Origin of the sequence: Afipia sp. Root123D2 (genome assembly GCF_001425835.1) — a bacterium.
Classification (GTDB): domain Bacteria; phylum Pseudomonadota; class Alphaproteobacteria; order Rhizobiales; family Xanthobacteraceae; genus Afipia.
Window position 1 is genome coordinate 1,326,797 of the sequence record NZ_LMDP01000001.1, and the last position, 18,015, is coordinate 1,344,811.

The window sequence follows — 18,015 nt, forward strand, 5'->3', positions numbered from 1 at the left end:
GTTATGAGATCAGATTGAGAAGCTGGTGCCGCAGCCGCAGGACGCGGTGGCGTTGGGATTGACGACGCGGAACGATGCGCCGATCAGGTCGTCGACAAAATCCACTTCCGATCCTGCCAGAAACGGCACCGATGCCGGGTCGACCAGCACGACAGCGCTATCCCGCTCGATCACGAGGTCGTCATCCGCCTGCGCGCGCTCGACATCGAATTTGTATTGAAAGCCGGAACAGCCGCCACCCTCGACGCTGATGCGCAGTTTGGCGCCGTCACCCTCGGATTTGAGGATTTGTCCGATTCGCCGTGCGGCGCGCTCCGAAATCGTGACGGGGCTGGCTGGGGCAAGGGTCGTCATCGCAATTCTCCGGCGCGGATCGTTTGAATGTTCCCGCACGACATAGTTAAGTGCGTCGGAGCCGGGAATCAAACGCCGAAAGCAGAATAGTTCGAATGTCGGTCGGAATGGCTGCACCCCGCGTGGCTTATGGCTGCGACCCCGCGGAGAGCCGGGGACGGCGCTTTGACGAGGCGCCGAGCCGACGGCGAAGTCCGTTCCGGCGCGATTGCGACCGGGTCATCCATTCCACCGCATTTCGCAGGTTGAAGCATAAGACCCAGGTTTTCGTTTTCCACGAGGGTGATCATTACCGCACCCGGCTGACCCATACGCTGGAGGTGGCGCAGATCGCCCGGGCGCTGGCTCGGCAACTGGGTCTCGACGAGGATCTCACCGAAACGCTGGCGCTGGCCCACGATCTGGGCCATCCGCCGTTCGGCCATGCCGGCGAGCGGGCGCTCGATACCTGTCTGCAGGCTTATGGCGGCTTCGATCACAATGCCCAGTCGCTGCGCGTGGTGACTTCGCTCGAGCGGCGCTACCCGGATTTCGACGGCCTCAACCTGACCTGGGAGTCGCTGGAAGGCATCGTCAAGCATAATGGGCCGCTGACCGATCGCGTCGGCCAACCGGTCGGTCGTTACCGCGAGCATGGCGTACCGATCGGAATTTCGGAGTACGTCCAGCGCCACGATCTGGAACTCTGGAGCTTCGCCTCGCTGGAAGCGCAGGTTGCGGCCATCGCCGATGACATCGCCTACAACGCGCACGATATCGACGACGGGCTGCGGGCAGGGCTGTTCAGCGTCGACGATCTGAACGTCATGCCGCTCACGTCCGCGATCAATTCGCAGGTGCTGTCACGATATCCGGGCCTCGACGACGCGCGGCGCGGCGCGGAGCTCGTTCGCGAATTGATTTCTTGCCTGATCGAAGGCGTGTTTCTTGAGACCGAAAGGCGGATCAAGGCGGCAAAGCCGCAATCGGCGGCGGATGTCCGTCACCTTGACCATGTGCTGGCGGCGTTTCCCGAGGACATTGCGCAGGCCGAGAAAGCCATCAAGGGCTTCCTGTGGGAGCGGATGTACCGGCACGAGAAGGTGATGCACGTCATGCGCGACGCCGAGGCGGTGGTCCGCGACCTGTTCACACGTTATTGGCATCACCCCGGCGATATGCCCTCGGAATGGCAGCCGCCGGACGCCGAGGGCACCGAGCCCGGCAGGGCGAGACGGATCGGTAATTTTATCGCCGGAATGACCGACCGTTTTGCCATCATCGAGCACGCCCGGCTTTTTGACTCGACCCCGGATTTACGTTAGGCGGCGATCACAAATCGGCCAATTCTGGCTATCTCTCAAGGCGTCATATGTCTTCGGCTTCAGGCGATCATCCTCCTCATCTTTTCGCAGATGTCCTCACGCGTGTGCATGGTGTGTGCCGTGCGCTTACAGCGGAGGGTGTGCTGCCGGAGGGGCTCGATCTGTCGCGCGTTGTCGTCGAGCCGCCACGCGATGCGACGCATGGCGACATGGCGACCAATGCCGCCATGGTGCTTGCGAAGGATGCCAAGGCCAAACCGCGCGATCTCGCTGACAAGATCGCGGACAAGCTGCGGGCCGATCCGCTGGTTGCGCGGGTCGATATCGCCGGTCCCGGTTTCATCAACCTGACGTTGAAACCGGCCGCATGGTTCGGTGCGCTGCGCACCGTGCTTCTGGATGGCAGTGCTTACGGGCGCAGCGGTATCGGTGCGGCCAAAAAGGTCAATGTCGAATACGTGTCGGCCAACCCGACCGGGCCGATGCATGTCGGCCATTGCCGCGGCGCGGTGTTCGGTGATGCGCTGGCGAGCCTGCTGTCGTTCGCCGGCTACGATGTGACCAAGGAATACTACATCAACGATGCCGGCGCGCAGGTCGACGTTCTCGCGCGTTCGGCGTTCCTGCGTTATCGGGAGGCGCTGGGCGAGGCGATCGGCGAGATTCCCGAAGGCCTTTATCCGGGTGAGTATCTCAAGCCGGTGGGAGAGGTGCTCGCGAAAGAGCATGGCGACAAGCTGCTGAAAATGGCGGAAGCCGAATGGCTGCCCACAGTGCGGGCAAAAGCCATCGCGATGATGATGGAGATGATCAAGGGCGATCTCGCCGCGCTCAACATCCGGCACGATGTGTTCTTCTCCGAGCGCTCGCTGATCGAAGGCGGCGAGGATCGCGTCGGCGCCACGATTGCCGGATTGCGCGCCAAGGGCGATGTCTATGAAGGTCGCCTGCTGCCGCCGAAGGGTGCGCCGGTCGAGGATTACGAGGATCGCGAGCAGACGCTATTTCGCGCGACGGCTTTCGGCGACGATGTCGACCGCCCGCTGAAGAAGTCGGATGGTTCCTATACCTACTTCGCGTCCGACATTGCCTATCACAAGACCAAGTTCGACCGTGGCTTTCTCAACATGGTCGATGTCTGGGGCGCCGATCACGGCGGTTATATCAAGCGCGTACAGGCGGCGATCAAGGCGGTCACTGCGAACAAGGCAGCGCTCGACGTCAAGATCGTGCAGCTGGTGAAGTTGCTGCGCAACGGCGAGCCGGTGAAAATGTCGAAGCGCTCCGGCGATTTCGTCACGCTTCGCGAAGTGGTCGATGAAGTCGGCTCAGATGCCGTGCGCTTCATGATGCTGTTTCGCAAAAACGACGCCGTGCTGGATTTCGATCTTGCCAAGGTGATCGAGCAGTCCAAGGACAATGCGGTGTTCTACGTGCAGTACGGCCACGCGCGGGGACATTCGATTTTCAAGAACGCGCGCGAAGCATTGCCGTCTTTGCCGGAAGACGACGAGGCGCGGGTGGCGTTCCTGCGCAATACCGCGGTGGAGCGGCTCACGGATCCGCTGGAACTGGCGCTGATCCGTCAACTTGCGCTCTATCCACGCATCGTCGAGGCGGCGGCTCTGGCGCACGAACCGCACCGGATTGCGTTCTATCTCTATGATCTCGCCAGCGAATTCCACGCGCTGTGGACCAAGGGGCGAGATTTGCCGCATTTACGCTTCATTATCCAGAATGATGCAGAAATCACAGCTGCGCGACTGACCTTGGTTCAGGGCGTCGTCTCGGTTCTGGCATCCGGACTTGCCGTTCTCGGCGTCCATGCCCCGGTCGAGATGCGTTAGCAGGGGATTTGTCGTTGCGTGGGGTCTCGCGACGGCAGTGAGCAGCGGTTGACTTGATCGTTCGGAGGTTGAGTGCCGTTCCCGAAGGGGATGCATATCGCAATGGTTAATCAGTACCGCGACAGGCCGCATTACGCGGATGACGACTACGACCGTGGCGCTCACAATTCGCCACGTCAGGCCGAAGGCGATCCGCTTGCGGAACTTGCCCGGCTGATCGGACAGACAGATCCGTTTTCCGGTTTTGGAAAGGATCAGCAGCCGGCTGCGCCGCGCCATGATCCGTACCAGACACGTGAAGAGCCCGAGAGCTACGATGATGACGTCGGCCCGCCGCCGTGGGTCAGGAACAGTCAGGCTGCTGCAGCAGCGCAGCATTATACCGACGAGCCACACTATCAGGAGCCGCAGCCGGCAAGCTGGCCGGAGCCTGCCGCCGACCATGGCTATGGTCAGCCGCAATACGATCAATCCCAATACGATCAGTCCCAGTACGCTCAACCCCAATACGATCAGCCGCGCGCGGCCTATGACGACCGCTCAGCCCAATACAACCCCGAGCGTTATGATGATGTGTTGTACGGCCAGCAGCAGGATAGCCGCGGGTATAGCGCAGGCTATTCGCAGGAGCAGGGCTATGACGATCAGCCCTACGACCACATGGGCCAATACAACGGTGATGACGCGCAATCAGGCAGACCGCGCCGTGGCGGTACCATGACCGTGGTGGTCGTCCTCGCGCTTGCAGTGCTCGGGACAGCCGGGGCGTATGCTTACCGTTCGCTGGTCGGGTCGCCGCGAAGTGGAGAGCCGCCGGTCATCAAGGCTGATGTCAATCCGAACAAGGTGATCCCGCCGTCGCAATCGGCCGACGGCAAACAGGTTCGCGACCGCGTCGGCGAGAAGATCGCCGAGCGGGTGGTGTCGCGCGAAGAACAGCCGGTCGATATCAACGCCAAGACCGGCCCGCGGATCGTTTTCCCGCCGCTGACACGTAACGCCCAGCCGCCGAACGTGACGTCGGTTTCGCCATCCTCGCCGCCAGTGGGGGCAGGGACCGCCAATGGAACCCTGAATGGCGCGGAGCCACGGAAGATTCGCACCCTTTCGATCCGGCCGGATCGCGCCGATGCAGCGCCGACGGCCTCGACGGCGGCTCAGCAGGACGTTCGGACAATCCCGATTACCGCACCACGGAATGCTCAGCCCGCGGCGACACCGGCATCTGCCAATAATGCGCCGATGGCCCTAAGTCCCCAAGGCGCGCCGCCTGAGCCGCAGGAACCAAGGTCGCGCGTAGCATCGGTCAATCCGGCAGTGGCAGCCCCTGCCAGCGCCAGTGGGGCCTATGTGCAGGTGTCGTCGCAACGGTCCGAAGCCGATGCTAAGACCTCGTACCGGGTTCTGCAGGGCAAATATCCAGGCATTCTCGGGTCGCGGGCACCTGTCATCAGGAAAGCCGACCTCGGGAGCAAAGGCGTGTTTTACCGGGCGATGGTCGGCCCGTTTGCTGCAGCCGAGGAGGCTACGCAGTTCTGCGTCAATCTGCAGTCGGCCGGTGGGAAGTGTCTGGTCCAGCGGCACTAGGGATATGGCGGGAAGGCGGAAATACCGCGTTCCCGCAACATCCCATTCCAACCCATTGAGAATGATTGTGATTGTGGATGACCGCCGTATTCCACCTGCGGTGGCGCGTGTTTCCTTGACCCCTGGGCGCCGCGCGGGCTAATCGCGCTAGGGCTCGCCGATCCCATTGTGGGACGGGAGTTCCTGTTCCAACCTGCGCGCATGATGGCGTGATCGGGTGGAACCGTTCTCGGTCGAGAAGCTGTCATGACAATGCGGGCTTTCATCGTGGGAGTGTCCGGTCTCGTCCTCACCGGTGACGAGCGTGCCTTCATGCGCGAGCAGCAGCCATGGGGCTTTATTCTCTTCAAACGGAACGTTGATACACCGGCCCAAGTGGCTCGACTTGTAGGCGAATTGCGGGAATCCGTTGACCGGCCAGATGCGCCGGTCCTGATTGATCAGGAGGGTGGCCGCGTTCAGCGCCTTGGACCGCCTCATTGGCCGATCTACCCACCGGGCAGCGTCTTTGGCGCGCTTTATGACAGCGATCGCGCTGCGGGTCTCGAAGCTGCCCGGCTGAGTTCCCGCCTGATTGCAGCAGATCTCGCGGACCTCGGCATCACCGTCGATTGCCTGCCACTGGCCGACGTTCCGGTGGCCGGGGCGGATGCGGTTATTGGCAACCGCGCTTATGGAACCGCGCCCGACAAGGTCGCCGCCATTGCCCGTGCGGTTACAGAAGGACTGGAGCAGGGCGGCGTCTTGCCGGTCCTGAAGCATATTCCCGGCCACGGCCGGGCTACCGCCGACAGCCATGCCGCACTGCCGACGGTCGACACCTCAGAGGCGGAACTCGCGCGAACGGACTTCGCGGCGTTCATCCCGCTGGCTGACCTGCCGATGGCGATGACCGCGCATGTTGTGTTTAGCGCGTTCGACGCCGCCAAACCGGCGACGACATCTGCGACAATGATCGAACAGGTGATTCGCGGCGCAATCGGGTTCCAAGGTTTGTTGATGAGTGATGACGTCTCGATGAATGCGCTGGACGGATCGATTGCAGAGCGCACGCGCGCGATCGTGACAGCGGGTTGCGACATGGTCCTGCATTGCAACGGCAAGATGGATGAGATGCGTCAGGTCGCGGCGGAGACGCCGGTGCTGGCCGGCGAAGCGTTGCGGCGGGCAGATCGCGCGCTGGCATCACGGAAGGCGCCGCAGCCCTTCGATCGGAATGCGGCAAGGAAAATCCTGGACGAATTGATCGGCCGGGCGGGAGCTGTGAGCGTATGAGCGCGGAAATTCTATCCTTTGAAACAGGCTTGCCGGCGGAAGCGGACCGGGCCGACGACGAGCCGTCGCTGGTCGTCGACGTCGAAGGTTATGAAGGACCGCTTGACCTGTTGCTTGCGATGGCGCGGCACCAGAAGGTCGATCTCGCCAAGATTTCGATCCTCGCGCTCGCCAATCAATACCTGACCTTCATCGAGGCCGCGCGAAAGCTGCGCCTGGAACTCGCCGCCGATTATCTGGTGATGGCGGCCTGGCTGGCGTTCCTCAAGTCGCGCCTGCTGTTGCCTGAGCCTGCCGCACCGGACGGGCCGAGCGCCGAGGACATGGCGAACGCGCTGGCCAACCGGCTGCGCCGGCTCGAATTGATCCGCGAAGCATCCAACCGCCTGATGACGCGCCCGCAGCTTGGCCGCGACATCTTCCCGCGCGGGCTGCCGGAGACCATTGCCCAGATCAAGCATCCGAAATGGAATGCGACGCTCTACGATCTGCTGACCGCTTATGCGACGCAGCGCCAGCAGCGCGTGCTGGCGAGTGTGCATCTTGCCAAGCGCACGGTGTGGTCGTTGTCCGAGGCGCGCGCCTCGCTCGAGCGCCTTGTCGGCATCGCCGACGACTGGAGCCGGCTCGACGAATATCTTGTCAGCTACGTGATCGACCCGTCCCAGAAGGCGACCGTGTTCGCATCGAGCTTCGCCGCGGCACTGGAACTGGTGCGCGAAGGCGTCGTCGATATTCATCAGAAAGAGGCGTTCGCGCCGATCTATTTTCGTAGACACGCCGGGAATCCGGGGGCGCAGGCGATGCCCGCCCCGGATGCGCCGGTCGAGTAAGTGGAAGAAGGAGACGAAGCCATGCCGAGCCTTGCGCGATCAAGCCTGGCCGAAGATGCCGTCGATACAGTCGAGGCCGGTGGACACACACCGGACGCGGCCGCACGGCCCGAGGAACTGCGTCTTCTTGAGGCGATGCTGTTCGCCTCGTCCGAACCGCTCGATCAGGCGGCCCTCGCCAAGCGCCTGCCGGACAACGTCGACATCAAGGCCGCGCTCGAACAATTGCAGGCGGATTACGCGCTGCGTGGCGTCAATCTGGTTCGCATCGCCAACAAATGGGCGTTTCGCACGGCCAACGACCTGTCGTGGCTGATGACCCGCGAAAGCACCGAAACGCGGCGGCTGTCGCGCGCCGCGATCGAGATGCTTGCGATCATCGCCTATCATCAGCCGGTGACGCGGGCCGAGATCGAGGAAATTCGCGGTGTGGTAACGTCGAAGGGGACGCTCGACGTGCTGCTCGAAACCGGCTGGATTCGTCCGCGCGGCCGCCGCAAGACGCCGGGCCGCCCGCTCACGTTCGGAACGACGGAAGCATTCCTGTCGCAGTTCAGCCTCGAGGCGCTCGGCGATTTGCCGGGGCTTGAGGAACTGAAAGGGACCGGGCTGCTGGATTCCCGTTTGCCTTCCGGCTTCAATGTTCCGGCACCGTCCGACGATCCGGCGCTGCGCGAGGACGAGGATCCGCTCGATCCGGGCGATCTCGAACTGACGCTCGCACCTGCGGTCGAGCCGGAAAACGGTTCCGAAAGCTGATTTCCGGGCGCTGCTGCGCCCCGGGAAAGCAACATGGACGGCCGTTAACGTTTGCTGCAATGGATTGCTTCACCCGGTCGCGGGTGAGGCTTAAGTCCTTGTTTTTGACACCCCGCAAGCCTAGTTTCCGTCCAGAAATGACCGGCCGGGCCGGGTCAATCATTTGGAGGACGGCAGTATGGGTTCGATGAGTATTTGGCACTGGATCGTCGTCATCGGCGTCGTCCTGCTGCTGTTCGGCCGTGGCAAGATTTCCGATCTGATGGGCGACGTCGCACAGGGCATCAAGGCCTTCAAGAAGGGCATGGCTGACGACGACAAGACTCCCGAAAAGACCGAGCCGGTGAAGACGATCGACAACGCGACACCGTCGGCGCAGCGCTCCGACGTGGGCAGCAAGGTCTGATTGTCTCGGCTCGCAGCGGCGGTCTGCCATTATCTGACGGATGCGGGGCCAGACCTCGCGGGCGGAATTTTCCATGTTCGACATCGGGTGGAGTGAACTGGTCGTCGTCGCGGTTGTCGCGCTGATCGCCATCGGCCCGAAGGAATTGCCCGGCGTACTGCGTATGGTCGGTCAGTGGATGGGGAAGGCACGCCGTCTCGCCAGCGACTTTCAGGGTCAGTTCAACGAAGCGATGCGCGAAGCCGAAATGGCTGACATCAAGAAGCAGTTCGACGAGGTCAGCGCCGTGGCCAAGGGCATGTCTCCGACCAATCTGCTGACGTCGGCTGCCGAGGACTTCGAGAAGTCCGCCAAGATCGACGAGATACCGCAGCCCGTTTCGCCCGAACCGCCGACGCCGGACACTTTCGTTGAAGCCGAAACCCATGCAGCCGTGACCGAAACGCCCGCAGCCGTTGAGCCGGCGTCACCGCCAGCCGTGCCGGACGCCAAAGCGTCATGAGTGTCGAGGATATCGAAGCCACCAAGGCACCGTTGATGGAGCACTTGATCGAGCTGCGGTCGCGGCTCATCAAGGCGGTGCTGGCGTTCGCGATCGCCTTCATTTTCTGCTTCATCTTCGCCAAGCAAATTTACAACGTGCTGGTGTGGCCGTTCGTCTGGGTCGCGGGACCGGAGAACTCTAAATTCATCTACACGGCGCTGCTGGAATACTTCCTCACCCAGTTGAAGCTTGCGATGTTCGGCGCGGGTTTCATCTCGTTTCCGATCATTGCCACGCAAATCTACAAGTTCGTCGCCCCCGGTCTGTACAAGCACGAACGCGGCGCGTTCCTGCCGTATCTGATTGCGACGCCGTTCTTCTTCGTGCTGGGATCGTTGCTGGTCTATTTCGTCGTGTTGCCGATGCTGATCCGCTTTTCGCTGGGAATGCAGCAGGTCGGCAGCGATGAGACGGCGCAGATCGCGTTGTTGCCGAAAGTCGGCGAATACCTGTCGCTGATGATGTCGCTGATCTTCGCGTTCGGTGTCGCGTTCCAGTTGCCGGTGGTGCTGACCCTGCTCGGGCGCATCGGTGTCCTCACGGCCAAACAGCTTCGCGAAAAGCGGCGTTATTTCATCGTCGTCGCCTTCGTCATCGCCGCCGTGCTGACGCCGCCGGACGTCATCAGCCAGGCGTCGCTCGCGTTCCCGCTGCTGTTGCTCTACGAGGGCGCGATTGTGGCCGTCGCGATTGTGGAAAAGAAGGCCAATTCGCAGGCCGCCGCCACCGAGACGCCGCCGGATGCACCCGCGGAGACCCCGCCGGCCGAGTGATCGGGTGGCACTTTCGCTATCATCTCTGGGAATCTATCGATTCGTCCTGCCCGGGCTTGGATTTTTTGTTGCGCAAGCTGCATAGATTGGCTTGCGGTAGCATCCACGCCTTGTTCTAACCTCCCGCAAAGAACGTGGATGGGCGGGAATCTGAGCGGGGACGCGCTTCGCGCTGTTGCCCGGCCATGACGCAGGATTTTGGACATGCATGACATCCGATCGATCCGGGACAACCCGCAGGCTTTCGACGCCGCATTGAAGCGGCGCGGGCTGGAGCCGATGTCGGCGTCGCTGCTGGCGATCGACGAGAAGCGTCGCACTGCGATTGCGGCCGCTGAGCAGGCGCAGGCGCGCCGCAATGCCGCCTCCAAGGAGATTGGCGAGGCCAAGAAGAACAAGGACAATGCGCGTGCCGACGCGTTGATGGCTGAAGTCGGCGAACTCAAGACCAGATTGCCTGAGCTTGAGGCGGCGACGAAGCAGCACGATGAGGAGCTGCGCAGGGCGCTGTCGGAAATTCCGAACCTGCCGCTCGACGAAGTGCCGGATGGCGCCGACGAGCACGGCAATGTCCAGCATCATCAATTCGGCGCGCCGCGTAGCTACGCGTTCAAGCCGAAGGAGCATGTCGAACTTGGCGAAGGCCTCGGTTTCATGGATTTCGAGGCCGCCGCAAAAATGTCGGGCGCGCGTTTTGTCGTGCTGAAAAAGGGCTTGGCGCGGCTGGAGCGCGCCATCGGTCAGTTCATGCTCGACCTGCATACGAACGAGCACGGTTACACCGAAGTCAGTCCACCTCTGCTGGTGCGCGACGAAGCGATGTTCGGCACGGCGCAATTGCCGAAGTTTCGTGATGACCAGTTCGGCGCAGCTCCGCCGCTCGACAAGGCCCAAGTCTACGAAGAAATCAGAATGAAGGCTGTCGATCTGGCTGTCAGGGAACTGAATAAGCCGGCCGCCGAACTGCAACTCGATGATCTGCTTGTTTTCGAGATGCGAGTAATCGATGATCTGCCGTCCGACCTGCATTATTGGCTCATCCCCACGGCCGAAGTCCCGCTGACCAATCTCGTTCGCGAATCCATTCTCGACGAGAAAGAATTGCCGCTGCGCCTCACGGCTCTGACGCCGTGCTTCCGCGCGGAAGCGGGCGCGGCGGGGCGTGATACGCGCGGCATGATCCGCCAGCACCAGTTCACCAAGGTTGAACTGGTCTCGATCACCACGCCGGAAGAATCCATAAACGAACACGAGCGCATGCTCGCCTGTGCCGAGGAAGTGCTTCGCCAACTCGATCTGCATTATCGCGTGATGACGCTATGCACCGGCGACATGGGATTCGCGTCACAAAAGACTTACGACATCGAAGTATGGATGCCGGGGCAGGGCGACGGCGGTATGTATCGCGAAATCTCGTCGTGCTCGGTATGCGGCGACTTCCAGGCGCGGCGCATGGATGCGCGCTCGCGCGGGCCGGACGGCAAGCCGCGTTTCGTCCATACGCTCAACGGCTCGGGCACGGCGGTCGGCCGTGCGCTGATCGCTGTGATGGAAACCTATCAGCAGGAGGACGGCTCGATCGCCGTTCCAGACGTATTGCAGCCTTATATGGGCGGCCTCAAATCGATTTCGAAGGACATCTGATACGATGCGCATTCTTTGCACCAACGACGACGGCATTCACGCGCCGGGCCTCAAGGTCATCGAGGAAATCGCACTGCAATTGTCAGACGATGTCTGGGTGGTCGCGCCCGAACTCGATCAGTCCGGCGTGTCGCATTCGCTGTCGCTAAACGATCCGCTGCGGCTGCGCGAGGTCGGTGAGCGGCACTTCGCTGTCAGAGGTACGCCGACCGATTGCGTCATCATGGGTTCGCGTCACATCCTCGGTGACAAGAAGCCGGACCTCGTGCTTTCGGGCGTCAACAAGGGCCGCAATGCCGCGGAGGACGTGGTTTATTCCGGCACCATCGCCGGCGCTCTCGAAGGCACCATTCTTGGCCTGCCGTCGTTCGCGCTGTCGCAGGAATTCTCGATGGAGACGCGCAACAAGCCGTTGTGGGATACTGCGCTGAAATTCGGCCCCGACGTCATCCGCAATGTCATGAAGCTCGGCGTGCCGCGCGACACCGTCATCAACGTGAATTTTCCGGCGTGTGCGCCAGAGGACGTTAAAGGCATCCTGGTGACACGGCAGGGCAAGCGCAATCAGGGTTTCCTGCGTGTTGACGGACGGCGCGACGGCCGCGGCAATCCATACTACTGGATCGGCTTCGAGCGTCTCGCGGTGATCGACACGCCGGCGGAGGGCACGGATCTCGCCGCGCTCGACGGCAACTTCGTGTCGGTGACGCCGCTGCGTCTCGACCGCACTGACGTGGCGTTCTCGGAAAAGCTGAAGGCTGTTTTGAAATAGTCGCGGACGTGGCTTACGCGGCAACGCCTTTGAGCGTCGTCTCGATCATCCGCGCCAGCGTTTCCATCTGGAACGGCTTCTGCAATGTCGGCCTGTCGCGGAATTTCTCCGGCAGCCCCTGCACGCCATAGCCGGTGGCAAACACGAAGGGACGGTTGCGCATCTGGACGGCTTCGGCCACGGGTGAAATCACCTTGCCGTTGACGTTGACGTCGAGAATGGCGATGTCGAATTCGGTGCACTGAACGAGCCGCACGGCTTCATCAATGTCGCCGGCTTCCGCTGCGACACTGTAGCCAAGCTCTTCCAGCATGTCGGAGACCATCATCCGGATCATGACTTCGTCTTCGACAAGAAAGACCGAACGGTGTTGCCCGTCAGGCATTTTTCTACCAGGCATCCGATCCCCGCTTGCGCGCCGGTTGGTCGGCGCGGCCCTTGCCAACCAAGCATAATTAGCACCGTTGCAACTTGCATCATATCTTTCGGTTCCACGGCGAGGAACTATTTAGACGCGGGCGCCGGTTGCCGCCAAATTGGGCTAATATCAGTGGTTTGTCGCCGCAAAGGATCGCGAGACTTCGATGCCAAACAATGAGCGGCTGCCTCATGAGAAAATGCGCTTTCAGCTAGTTTTGCGGCGGCGCGGGATCAGCGACCAGGCCGTCCTGCGCGCGATGGAGGGCATCCCGCGCGAACTTTTCGTCGAGGCGTCGGATCGCGTGTATGCCTACCGGGACACGGCGCTTGGCATTCCCTGCGGCCAGACCATCAGCCAGCCGTTTGTGGTCGCTTACATGACCGAGCAACTCCGGCTCGATCCGCGGCACCGGGCGCTCGAAATCGGCACCGGCTCCGGCTATCAGGCGGCGATCCTGTCGCGGCTTTGCCATGAAGTGGTGACGCTCGAGCGCTTCAAGACACTGGCAGAGACGGCCCGTAGACGGCTCGCCGCTACCGGATGCGATAATGTCGAGGTCGTGCTGGGTGATGGATTCGACGTTCCAGCCAACCTCGGCACCTTTGACCGCATCATGGTGACTGCGGCGATGGAGGAAATTCCGAAAGCGCTGCTGGAGCGGCTGGAGCCGGGCGGGATTTTGATCGCGCCGGTCGGTCCGCACAACGATGGACAGGTCCTCGTCCGGGTCCGGCGCGGCGAAGAGGGCTATGACAGCGAGAATCTTGTCGCTGTCCGCTTCGTGCCTGCGTTGCCGGGCCTTGCCCGGGAACTGTAGCAACGCAAGAGACGCTTGCCCTTTGCCGCCAAGGACATATCCGCGCGGTTAAAGGGTTGTTTACTGGGGACGTGTTTACTCAATTTTGTGCCAGTTGCGTACGAGTGAGTAACCATGTCCCGTCTTGTCGAGTTGCTTGGTTCACGCCGAGCGCCGCAGTTTGCGGTGTTGGCGTTGGTCGCCGTCGGTTTCGGAGGATGCAGCGCCGATACGTCGACGCGGTTCACCGATAACTCGTTCTCAAATCCCTTCTCATCGCGCGGCGGCTATCCTGAAGCCACCGGGTCGGTTCAGCAGGGTCATTACCAATCCCGAGAGCTTCCGCAGTACGCGCGCCCGGCGTCGCCGCCGATCGTGTCCGCGCCGCTGTCGGCACCGGCCGCGCAGCCGATGTCGGGCGGAGGACGTGGCATGGCGTCGTATTCGCCGCCGCCTGCGGCTCATTCGGCACCTTCGACGTATTCGGCTCCGATCGAGTCAACGGGCAGCGTTGCGCCGCGCTCGGTTGCCGCAGCGCCGGCCGGCTGGTCGCGCGACGGCGGCACCAAGATCATCGTGGGCACCGCCGACACACTCGACATCATCGCCAAGCGCTACAATGTTCCGGCTGCCGCGATCCTGCGTGCCAACGGCTATCACGGCCCGCGCATGCTGCAGCCCGGCCAGCAACTCATCATTCCGCGCCGGACGGCCCAGGCACAGCCGCCGTCATTGTCCAGCGCCCCGCCGACCAAAACCGCGGCAGCATTGCCCGCCGGCGTTCATGTCGTCCGCTCGGGTGACACGCTCAACAACATTGCACGCCGCAACAACATTCCCGTCGCCCAATTGGCGCGCGCCAACAACCTTCCGGTGACCGCGCGTTTGGGGATCGGCGACAAGATCAACGTTCCCGGAGGTGGTGCGAGGGTTGCTGCGGTCGCTCCGGCAATTCCCGCGCAGGCGCCTGTCGCGCAAGCTGCGCCGCAGGCTGCTCCGGCAAAGCCCGTCGTCACAGCGTCGGCCGAGCCGGTGCAGAAGGTGCGGATGGCGACCGAGACCAAGGAAATCGAGCAGGCCCATGCGCCCGTCAAGTCGGCGGAAGCAACCAATGCGTTGCCGACGTTCCGCTGGCCGGTGCGGGGCCGCATTATCACCGCTTACGGTGCGAAAACGAGCGGCAAGCAGAACGACGGCATCAATGTCGCCGTCCCTGAAGGCACACCTGTCAAGGCCGCCGAAGACGGCGTGGTGGCCTATGCGGGCAACGAACTCAAAGGTTACGGCAATTTGGTCCTGGTGCGGCACTCCAACGGCTACGTCACCGCGTATGCCCACGCGAGTGAGCTGATGGTGAAGCGCGGAGATACGATCAAGCGCGGACAGGTCATTGCCAAATCGGGTCAGTCGGGAGAGGTGGGGTCGCCGCAGCTTCACTTCGAGATTCGTAAAGGATCTTCACCCGTCGACCCGCTTCAATTCCTCAACGGGGCATGAAGTAAACAAAAAGGCCGCCGCAGCAATGCGGCGGCTTTTTTTGTTCACGCGTCTGTTTAGCGCGCCGCGAGCTTGACGCCCATGCGGCCCGCGAGTTCCTGCGTGAATTGCCATGCAACGCGGCCAGAGCGTGAGCCGCGCGTGGTCGACCATTCCAGCGCCTCGCGTTCGAGATCGGCTTCTGCGATCTTGACGCCGAAATGGCGGCAATAGCCTTTCACCATCTCAAGGTATTCGTCCTGGCTGCACTTGTGGAAGCCGAGCCACAGGCCAAACCGATCGGACAGCGAGACCTTCTCCTCGACGGCTTCACCAGGATTGATCGAGGTCGAACGCTCGTTCTCGATCATGTCGCGTGCCAGCAGATGACGCCGGTTCGACGTCGCATAGAGGATGACGTTTTCCGGACGGCCCTCGATGCCGCCTTCGAGCACCGCCTTCAGCGACTTGTAGGAGGCGTCGTTGCCGTCGAACGACAGGTCGTCGCAGAACACGATGATATGGAAATCGGACTGCCGCAGCAGCGCCATCAACGTCGGCAGCGTCTCGATGTCCTCGCGATGAATCTCGATCAGCTTCAGCCGGCCGTGGACCATGGCGTTGACGCTCGCATGGGCCGCCTTCACCAGCGATGATTTTCCCATGCCACGGGCACCCCACAGCAGCGCGTTATTGGCCGGGAGGCCCTTGGCGAAACGCTCGGTATTCTCGATCAGGATGTCGCGCATCCGGTCAATGCCCTTGAGCAGGCCGAGGTCGACCCGGCTGACACGGGGCACCGGGACCAGATGGCCGTTCGGCTGCCAGACGAAGGCGGCGGCTTCCTTGAGAGAATCGGCATTGGACGGCTTTACCGCATCGGCCGGCAGACCGGCGGCAATGGCTTCCAGAGCGCGCGCGATACGCTCCTCGACCCCGCTGGATTGCGGCTTCGGGCGTTTTGTCGCGGTCTTGGATGCCTTCCGTGGAGCAGCCTTGGTGGCGGCGTGAGTGCCTGATTTTCGTGTATTTTTCGTCATGATAGAGATTCGTTCCGATTACGGTGGCGGCACCCTATGCGAGGGGCTAGCCATGCCGCAACCTGCCGAAATGGAAGGCTGTGCGGCGTTGCAATTGGGGCGCTGGTCGCTATAGTCCGCGCAAATTTGGCCCGGAATGGCCTTCTATAAGCAGCTTTTGGCCGACACAGCCTTCACGAGGATCTAGCGAATGTTTATTTCTCCAGCCTACGCCCAGGCCGCTGCCGGCGGTGACACCAACAGCATGCTGATGTCGCTGCTGCCCTTCGCGCTGATCTTCGTCATCATGTATTTCCTGATCCTGAAGCCGCAGCAGAAGAAGGTGAAGGATCACGCCGAAATGGTCAAAAACATCCGTCGCGGCGACACCATCGTTACCAACGGCGGCCTCGTCGGCAAGGTGACCAAGGTCGTCGATGACGATCAGGTGGAAATGGAGATTTCGGACGGCGTCCGGATCAGGCAGTTGCGGCAGATGGTTTCGGCGGTTCGCACCAAGGGCGAGCCTGCGAAGGAAAATGCTGCGAGCTGACGCTTCCGGCGCCGCAATTCAAATCATCTGACGGATCATCTCAATGCTGTATTTCACGCGGTGGAAGGCACTGGCGGTGATTCTCACCGCGCTTGTGGTGTGCCTCTGCGCGGTCCCGAATTTCTTTCCAGAGGCGACCGTCAAGACGTGGCCGAAATGGGCGCAGCGCCATCTGGTGCTGGGCCTCGATCTGCAGGGTGGTTCGCACATCCTGCTCGAGGTTGACGCGAACTCGGTCAAGAAAGACAAACTCGATCAGGTCCGCGACGATGTTCGCCGTACCTTGCGCGACGCGCGGCTGGGATATACCGGCCTCGGCGTGAAGGGCGACAACGTTGAGGTTCGGGTCAAGGAACAGGACCTGCCAACGGCGCTGTCCAAACTGCGTGAACTGTCGCAGCCGCTCAGCGGTCTGCTCGGCAGCACCGGGCAGCGTAGCGTCGAGGTGTCCGACGTTGGCGGCGGCCTGATCCGGCTGAGTGTGCCGCAAGCGGCGATCACCGAACGCCTCCGTCAGGCGGTCGAACAGTCCATCCAGATCATCGAAAAGCGCGTCAACGAACTCGGCACGGTCGAACCGCTGATCCAGCGTCAGGGCCTCGATCGCGTTCTGGTTCAGGTGCCGGGTTTGCAGGACCCGACGCGGCTGAAGGAAATCCTCGGCAAGACCGCGAAGATGGACTTCCGCATGGTCGACTCCAGCGTGTCGCCGGAGCAGGCGCTTCAGGGCAGGGTGCCACCGGATTCCGAATTGCTGCGCGGCGTTGAACCGCCGCACGTGCCTTATGTTGTCAAAAAGCAGGTCCTGGTGTCCGGCGGCGATCTGACCGACGCGCAGCCCGGTTTCGATCAGCGCACCGGGCAGCCGATCGTGTCGTTCCGCTTCAATACGTCTGGTGCGCGCAAGTTTGCGATCGCCACGACGGAGAACGTCAAACAACCGTTCGCGATCATTCTCGATAACGAGGTGATCTCCGCGCCGGTCATCCAGGAGCCGATCACCGGCGGCTCGGGCCAGATTTCCGGCAACTTCACTGTCCAGCAGGCCAACGATCTGGCGATTCTGCTGCGCGCCGGCGCGCTGCCGGCGCCTTTGACGATCATCGAAGAGCGCACCGTCGGCCCCGGCCTCGGCCAGGACTCGATCGCCGCCGGCGAACTGGCATCCTATGTTGGATCGGTTCTCGTCATCGTGTTCATGACGCTGACCTATCGCCTCTTCGGCCTGTTCGCGAACATCGCGGTGGCGATCAACGTCGCGATGATCTTCGGCATTCTTTCGCTGCTCAATGCGACGCTGACATTGCCGGGCATCGCCGGCATCGTGCTGACGGTCGGTATTGCGGTGGACTCCAACGTGCTGATCTATGAGCGCATACGAGAAGAGTTGCGCGGAGGGCGGAACGCGATTTCCGCCATCGATGCCGGATTCAGCCGCGCGCTGGCGACCATCATGGACTCCAACATCACGACGTTCATCGCGGCAGCCGTGCTGTTCTACATCGGCACCGGTCCGGTTCGCGGTTTCGCGGTGACGCTCGGCATCGGCATCATAACGACGGTGTTTACCGCCTTCACCGTCACCCGCCTGATCGTCGCGACCTGGGTGCGATGGAAGCGGCCGCAGACCGTGCCGATTTAAGGGATCGTTC

At 62.1% G+C, this 18,015-nt stretch carries 18 protein-coding genes; 15 read left to right on the forward strand and 3 right to left on the reverse strand.

Going from position 1 to position 18,015, the window contains the following annotated elements; translation table 11 throughout:
• Window positions 1-9 precede the first annotated feature (9 nt).
• Window positions 10-354 (reverse strand): iron-sulfur cluster insertion protein ErpA, encoded by a 345-nt coding sequence (erpA, locus tag ASC80_RS06555; protein ID WP_056294167.1) that lies wholly within the window; start codon window positions 352-354, stop codon window positions 10-12.
• A 95-nt stretch (window positions 355-449) separates the two neighbouring features.
• On the opposite strand from erpA, the gene ASC80_RS06560 reads away from it, so the two are divergent.
• The 11 genes from ASC80_RS06560 (at window position 450) to surE (ending at window position 12,098) form a co-directional block, all read left to right on the forward strand.
• Window positions 450-1,658 carry a deoxyguanosinetriphosphate triphosphohydrolase gene (locus tag ASC80_RS06560; protein ID WP_056294170.1) on the forward strand — a complete coding sequence of 403 codons (1,209 nt, stop codon included), beginning with the start codon at window positions 450-452 and terminating at the stop codon, window positions 1,656-1,658.
• A 47-nt stretch (window positions 1,659-1,705) separates the two neighbouring features.
• A complete protein-coding gene (argS, locus tag ASC80_RS06565; protein ID WP_056294171.1) occupies window positions 1,706-3,505 on the forward strand; it encodes an arginine--tRNA ligase in 1,800 nt (599 codons plus the stop codon).
• A 102-nt stretch (window positions 3,506-3,607) separates the two neighbouring features.
• Complete coding sequence (locus ASC80_RS06570; RefSeq protein ID WP_056295694.1) at window positions 3,608-5,092, forward strand: SPOR domain-containing protein; 1,485 nt, start codon at window positions 3,608-3,610, stop codon at window positions 5,090-5,092.
• Between the two features lie 246 nt (window positions 5,093-5,338).
• The gene (gene nagZ, locus ASC80_RS06575; RefSeq protein WP_056294174.1) at window positions 5,339-6,367 is read left to right on the forward strand and encodes a beta-N-acetylhexosaminidase; all 1,029 of its coding nucleotides are present in this window, start codon (window positions 5,339-5,341) and stop codon (window positions 6,365-6,367) included.
• On the forward strand, window positions 6,364-7,200 hold the full coding sequence (locus ASC80_RS06580) for a segregation and condensation protein A (RefSeq protein WP_056294177.1): 837 nt from the start codon (window positions 6,364-6,366) through the stop codon (window positions 7,198-7,200). The genes nagZ and ASC80_RS06580 overlap by 4 nt, the downstream gene beginning before the upstream one ends.
• Window positions 7,201-7,221: 21 nt before the next feature.
• Window positions 7,222-7,959 carry an SMC-Scp complex subunit ScpB gene (gene scpB / locus ASC80_RS06585; protein WP_056295697.1) on the forward strand — a complete coding sequence of 246 codons (738 nt, stop codon included), beginning with the start codon at window positions 7,222-7,224 and terminating at the stop codon, window positions 7,957-7,959.
• Between the two features lie 178 nt (window positions 7,960-8,137).
• Window positions 8,138-8,365, forward strand: a complete 228-nt coding sequence (locus ASC80_RS06590; protein ID WP_056294178.1) for a twin-arginine translocase TatA/TatE family subunit — start codon at window positions 8,138-8,140, stop codon at window positions 8,363-8,365.
• A 73-nt stretch (window positions 8,366-8,438) separates the two neighbouring features.
• Window positions 8,439-8,867, forward strand: a complete 429-nt coding sequence (gene tatB / locus ASC80_RS06595; RefSeq protein WP_056295700.1) for a Sec-independent protein translocase protein TatB — start codon at window positions 8,439-8,441, stop codon at window positions 8,865-8,867.
• A complete protein-coding gene (tatC, locus tag ASC80_RS06600; RefSeq protein WP_056294181.1) occupies window positions 8,864-9,682 on the forward strand; it encodes a twin-arginine translocase subunit TatC in 819 nt (272 codons plus the stop codon). The genes tatB and tatC overlap by 4 nt, the downstream gene beginning before the upstream one ends.
• Window positions 9,683-9,886: 204 nt before the next feature.
• Window positions 9,887-11,326, forward strand: coding sequence for a serine--tRNA ligase (gene serS / locus ASC80_RS06605; RefSeq protein ID WP_056294184.1), 1,440 nt, complete (start codon window positions 9,887-9,889; stop codon window positions 11,324-11,326).
• A 4-nt stretch (window positions 11,327-11,330) separates the two neighbouring features.
• Window positions 11,331-12,098: a 5'/3'-nucleotidase SurE gene (gene surE, locus ASC80_RS06610; RefSeq protein WP_056294188.1), complete on the forward strand. Its 768-nt coding sequence runs from the start codon at window positions 11,331-11,333 to the stop codon at window positions 12,096-12,098.
• A 13-nt stretch (window positions 12,099-12,111) separates the two neighbouring features.
• Here the strand turns inward: surE and ASC80_RS06615 are convergent, their stop codons facing one another.
• Window positions 12,112-12,483 carry a response regulator gene (locus ASC80_RS06615; protein ID WP_056294194.1) on the reverse strand — a complete coding sequence of 124 codons (372 nt, stop codon included), beginning with the start codon at window positions 12,481-12,483 and terminating at the stop codon, window positions 12,112-12,114.
• Between the two features lie 199 nt (window positions 12,484-12,682).
• Here ASC80_RS06615 and ASC80_RS06620 point away from each other — a divergent pair, with 199 nt between their 5' ends.
• Window positions 12,683-13,336, forward strand: a complete 654-nt coding sequence (locus ASC80_RS06620; RefSeq protein ID WP_056294197.1) for a protein-L-isoaspartate(D-aspartate) O-methyltransferase — start codon at window positions 12,683-12,685, stop codon at window positions 13,334-13,336.
• Window positions 13,337-13,450: 114 nt separating this feature from the next.
• Entirely contained in the window at window positions 13,451-14,812 is a 1,362-nt protein-coding gene (locus ASC80_RS06625) for a peptidoglycan DD-metalloendopeptidase family protein (protein WP_056294200.1), read from the forward strand.
• A 56-nt stretch (window positions 14,813-14,868) separates the two neighbouring features.
• Here the strand turns inward: ASC80_RS06625 and ASC80_RS06630 are convergent, their stop codons facing one another.
• Window positions 14,869-15,831, reverse strand: coding sequence for an ATP-binding protein (locus ASC80_RS06630; RefSeq protein WP_056294203.1), 963 nt, complete (start codon window positions 15,829-15,831; stop codon window positions 14,869-14,871).
• Between the two features lie 190 nt (window positions 15,832-16,021).
• Between ASC80_RS06630 and yajC the strand changes: the two genes are divergently transcribed.
• Both yajC and secD read left to right on the forward strand, forming a co-directional pair.
• Window positions 16,022-16,363 (forward strand): preprotein translocase subunit YajC, encoded by a 342-nt coding sequence (gene yajC / locus ASC80_RS06635; protein WP_056294206.1) that lies wholly within the window; start codon window positions 16,022-16,024, stop codon window positions 16,361-16,363.
• A 43-nt stretch (window positions 16,364-16,406) separates the two neighbouring features.
• Window positions 16,407-18,005: a protein translocase subunit SecD gene (gene secD / locus ASC80_RS06640; RefSeq protein ID WP_056294208.1), complete on the forward strand. Its 1,599-nt coding sequence runs from the start codon at window positions 16,407-16,409 to the stop codon at window positions 18,003-18,005.
• Window positions 18,006-18,015 lie beyond the last annotated feature (10 nt).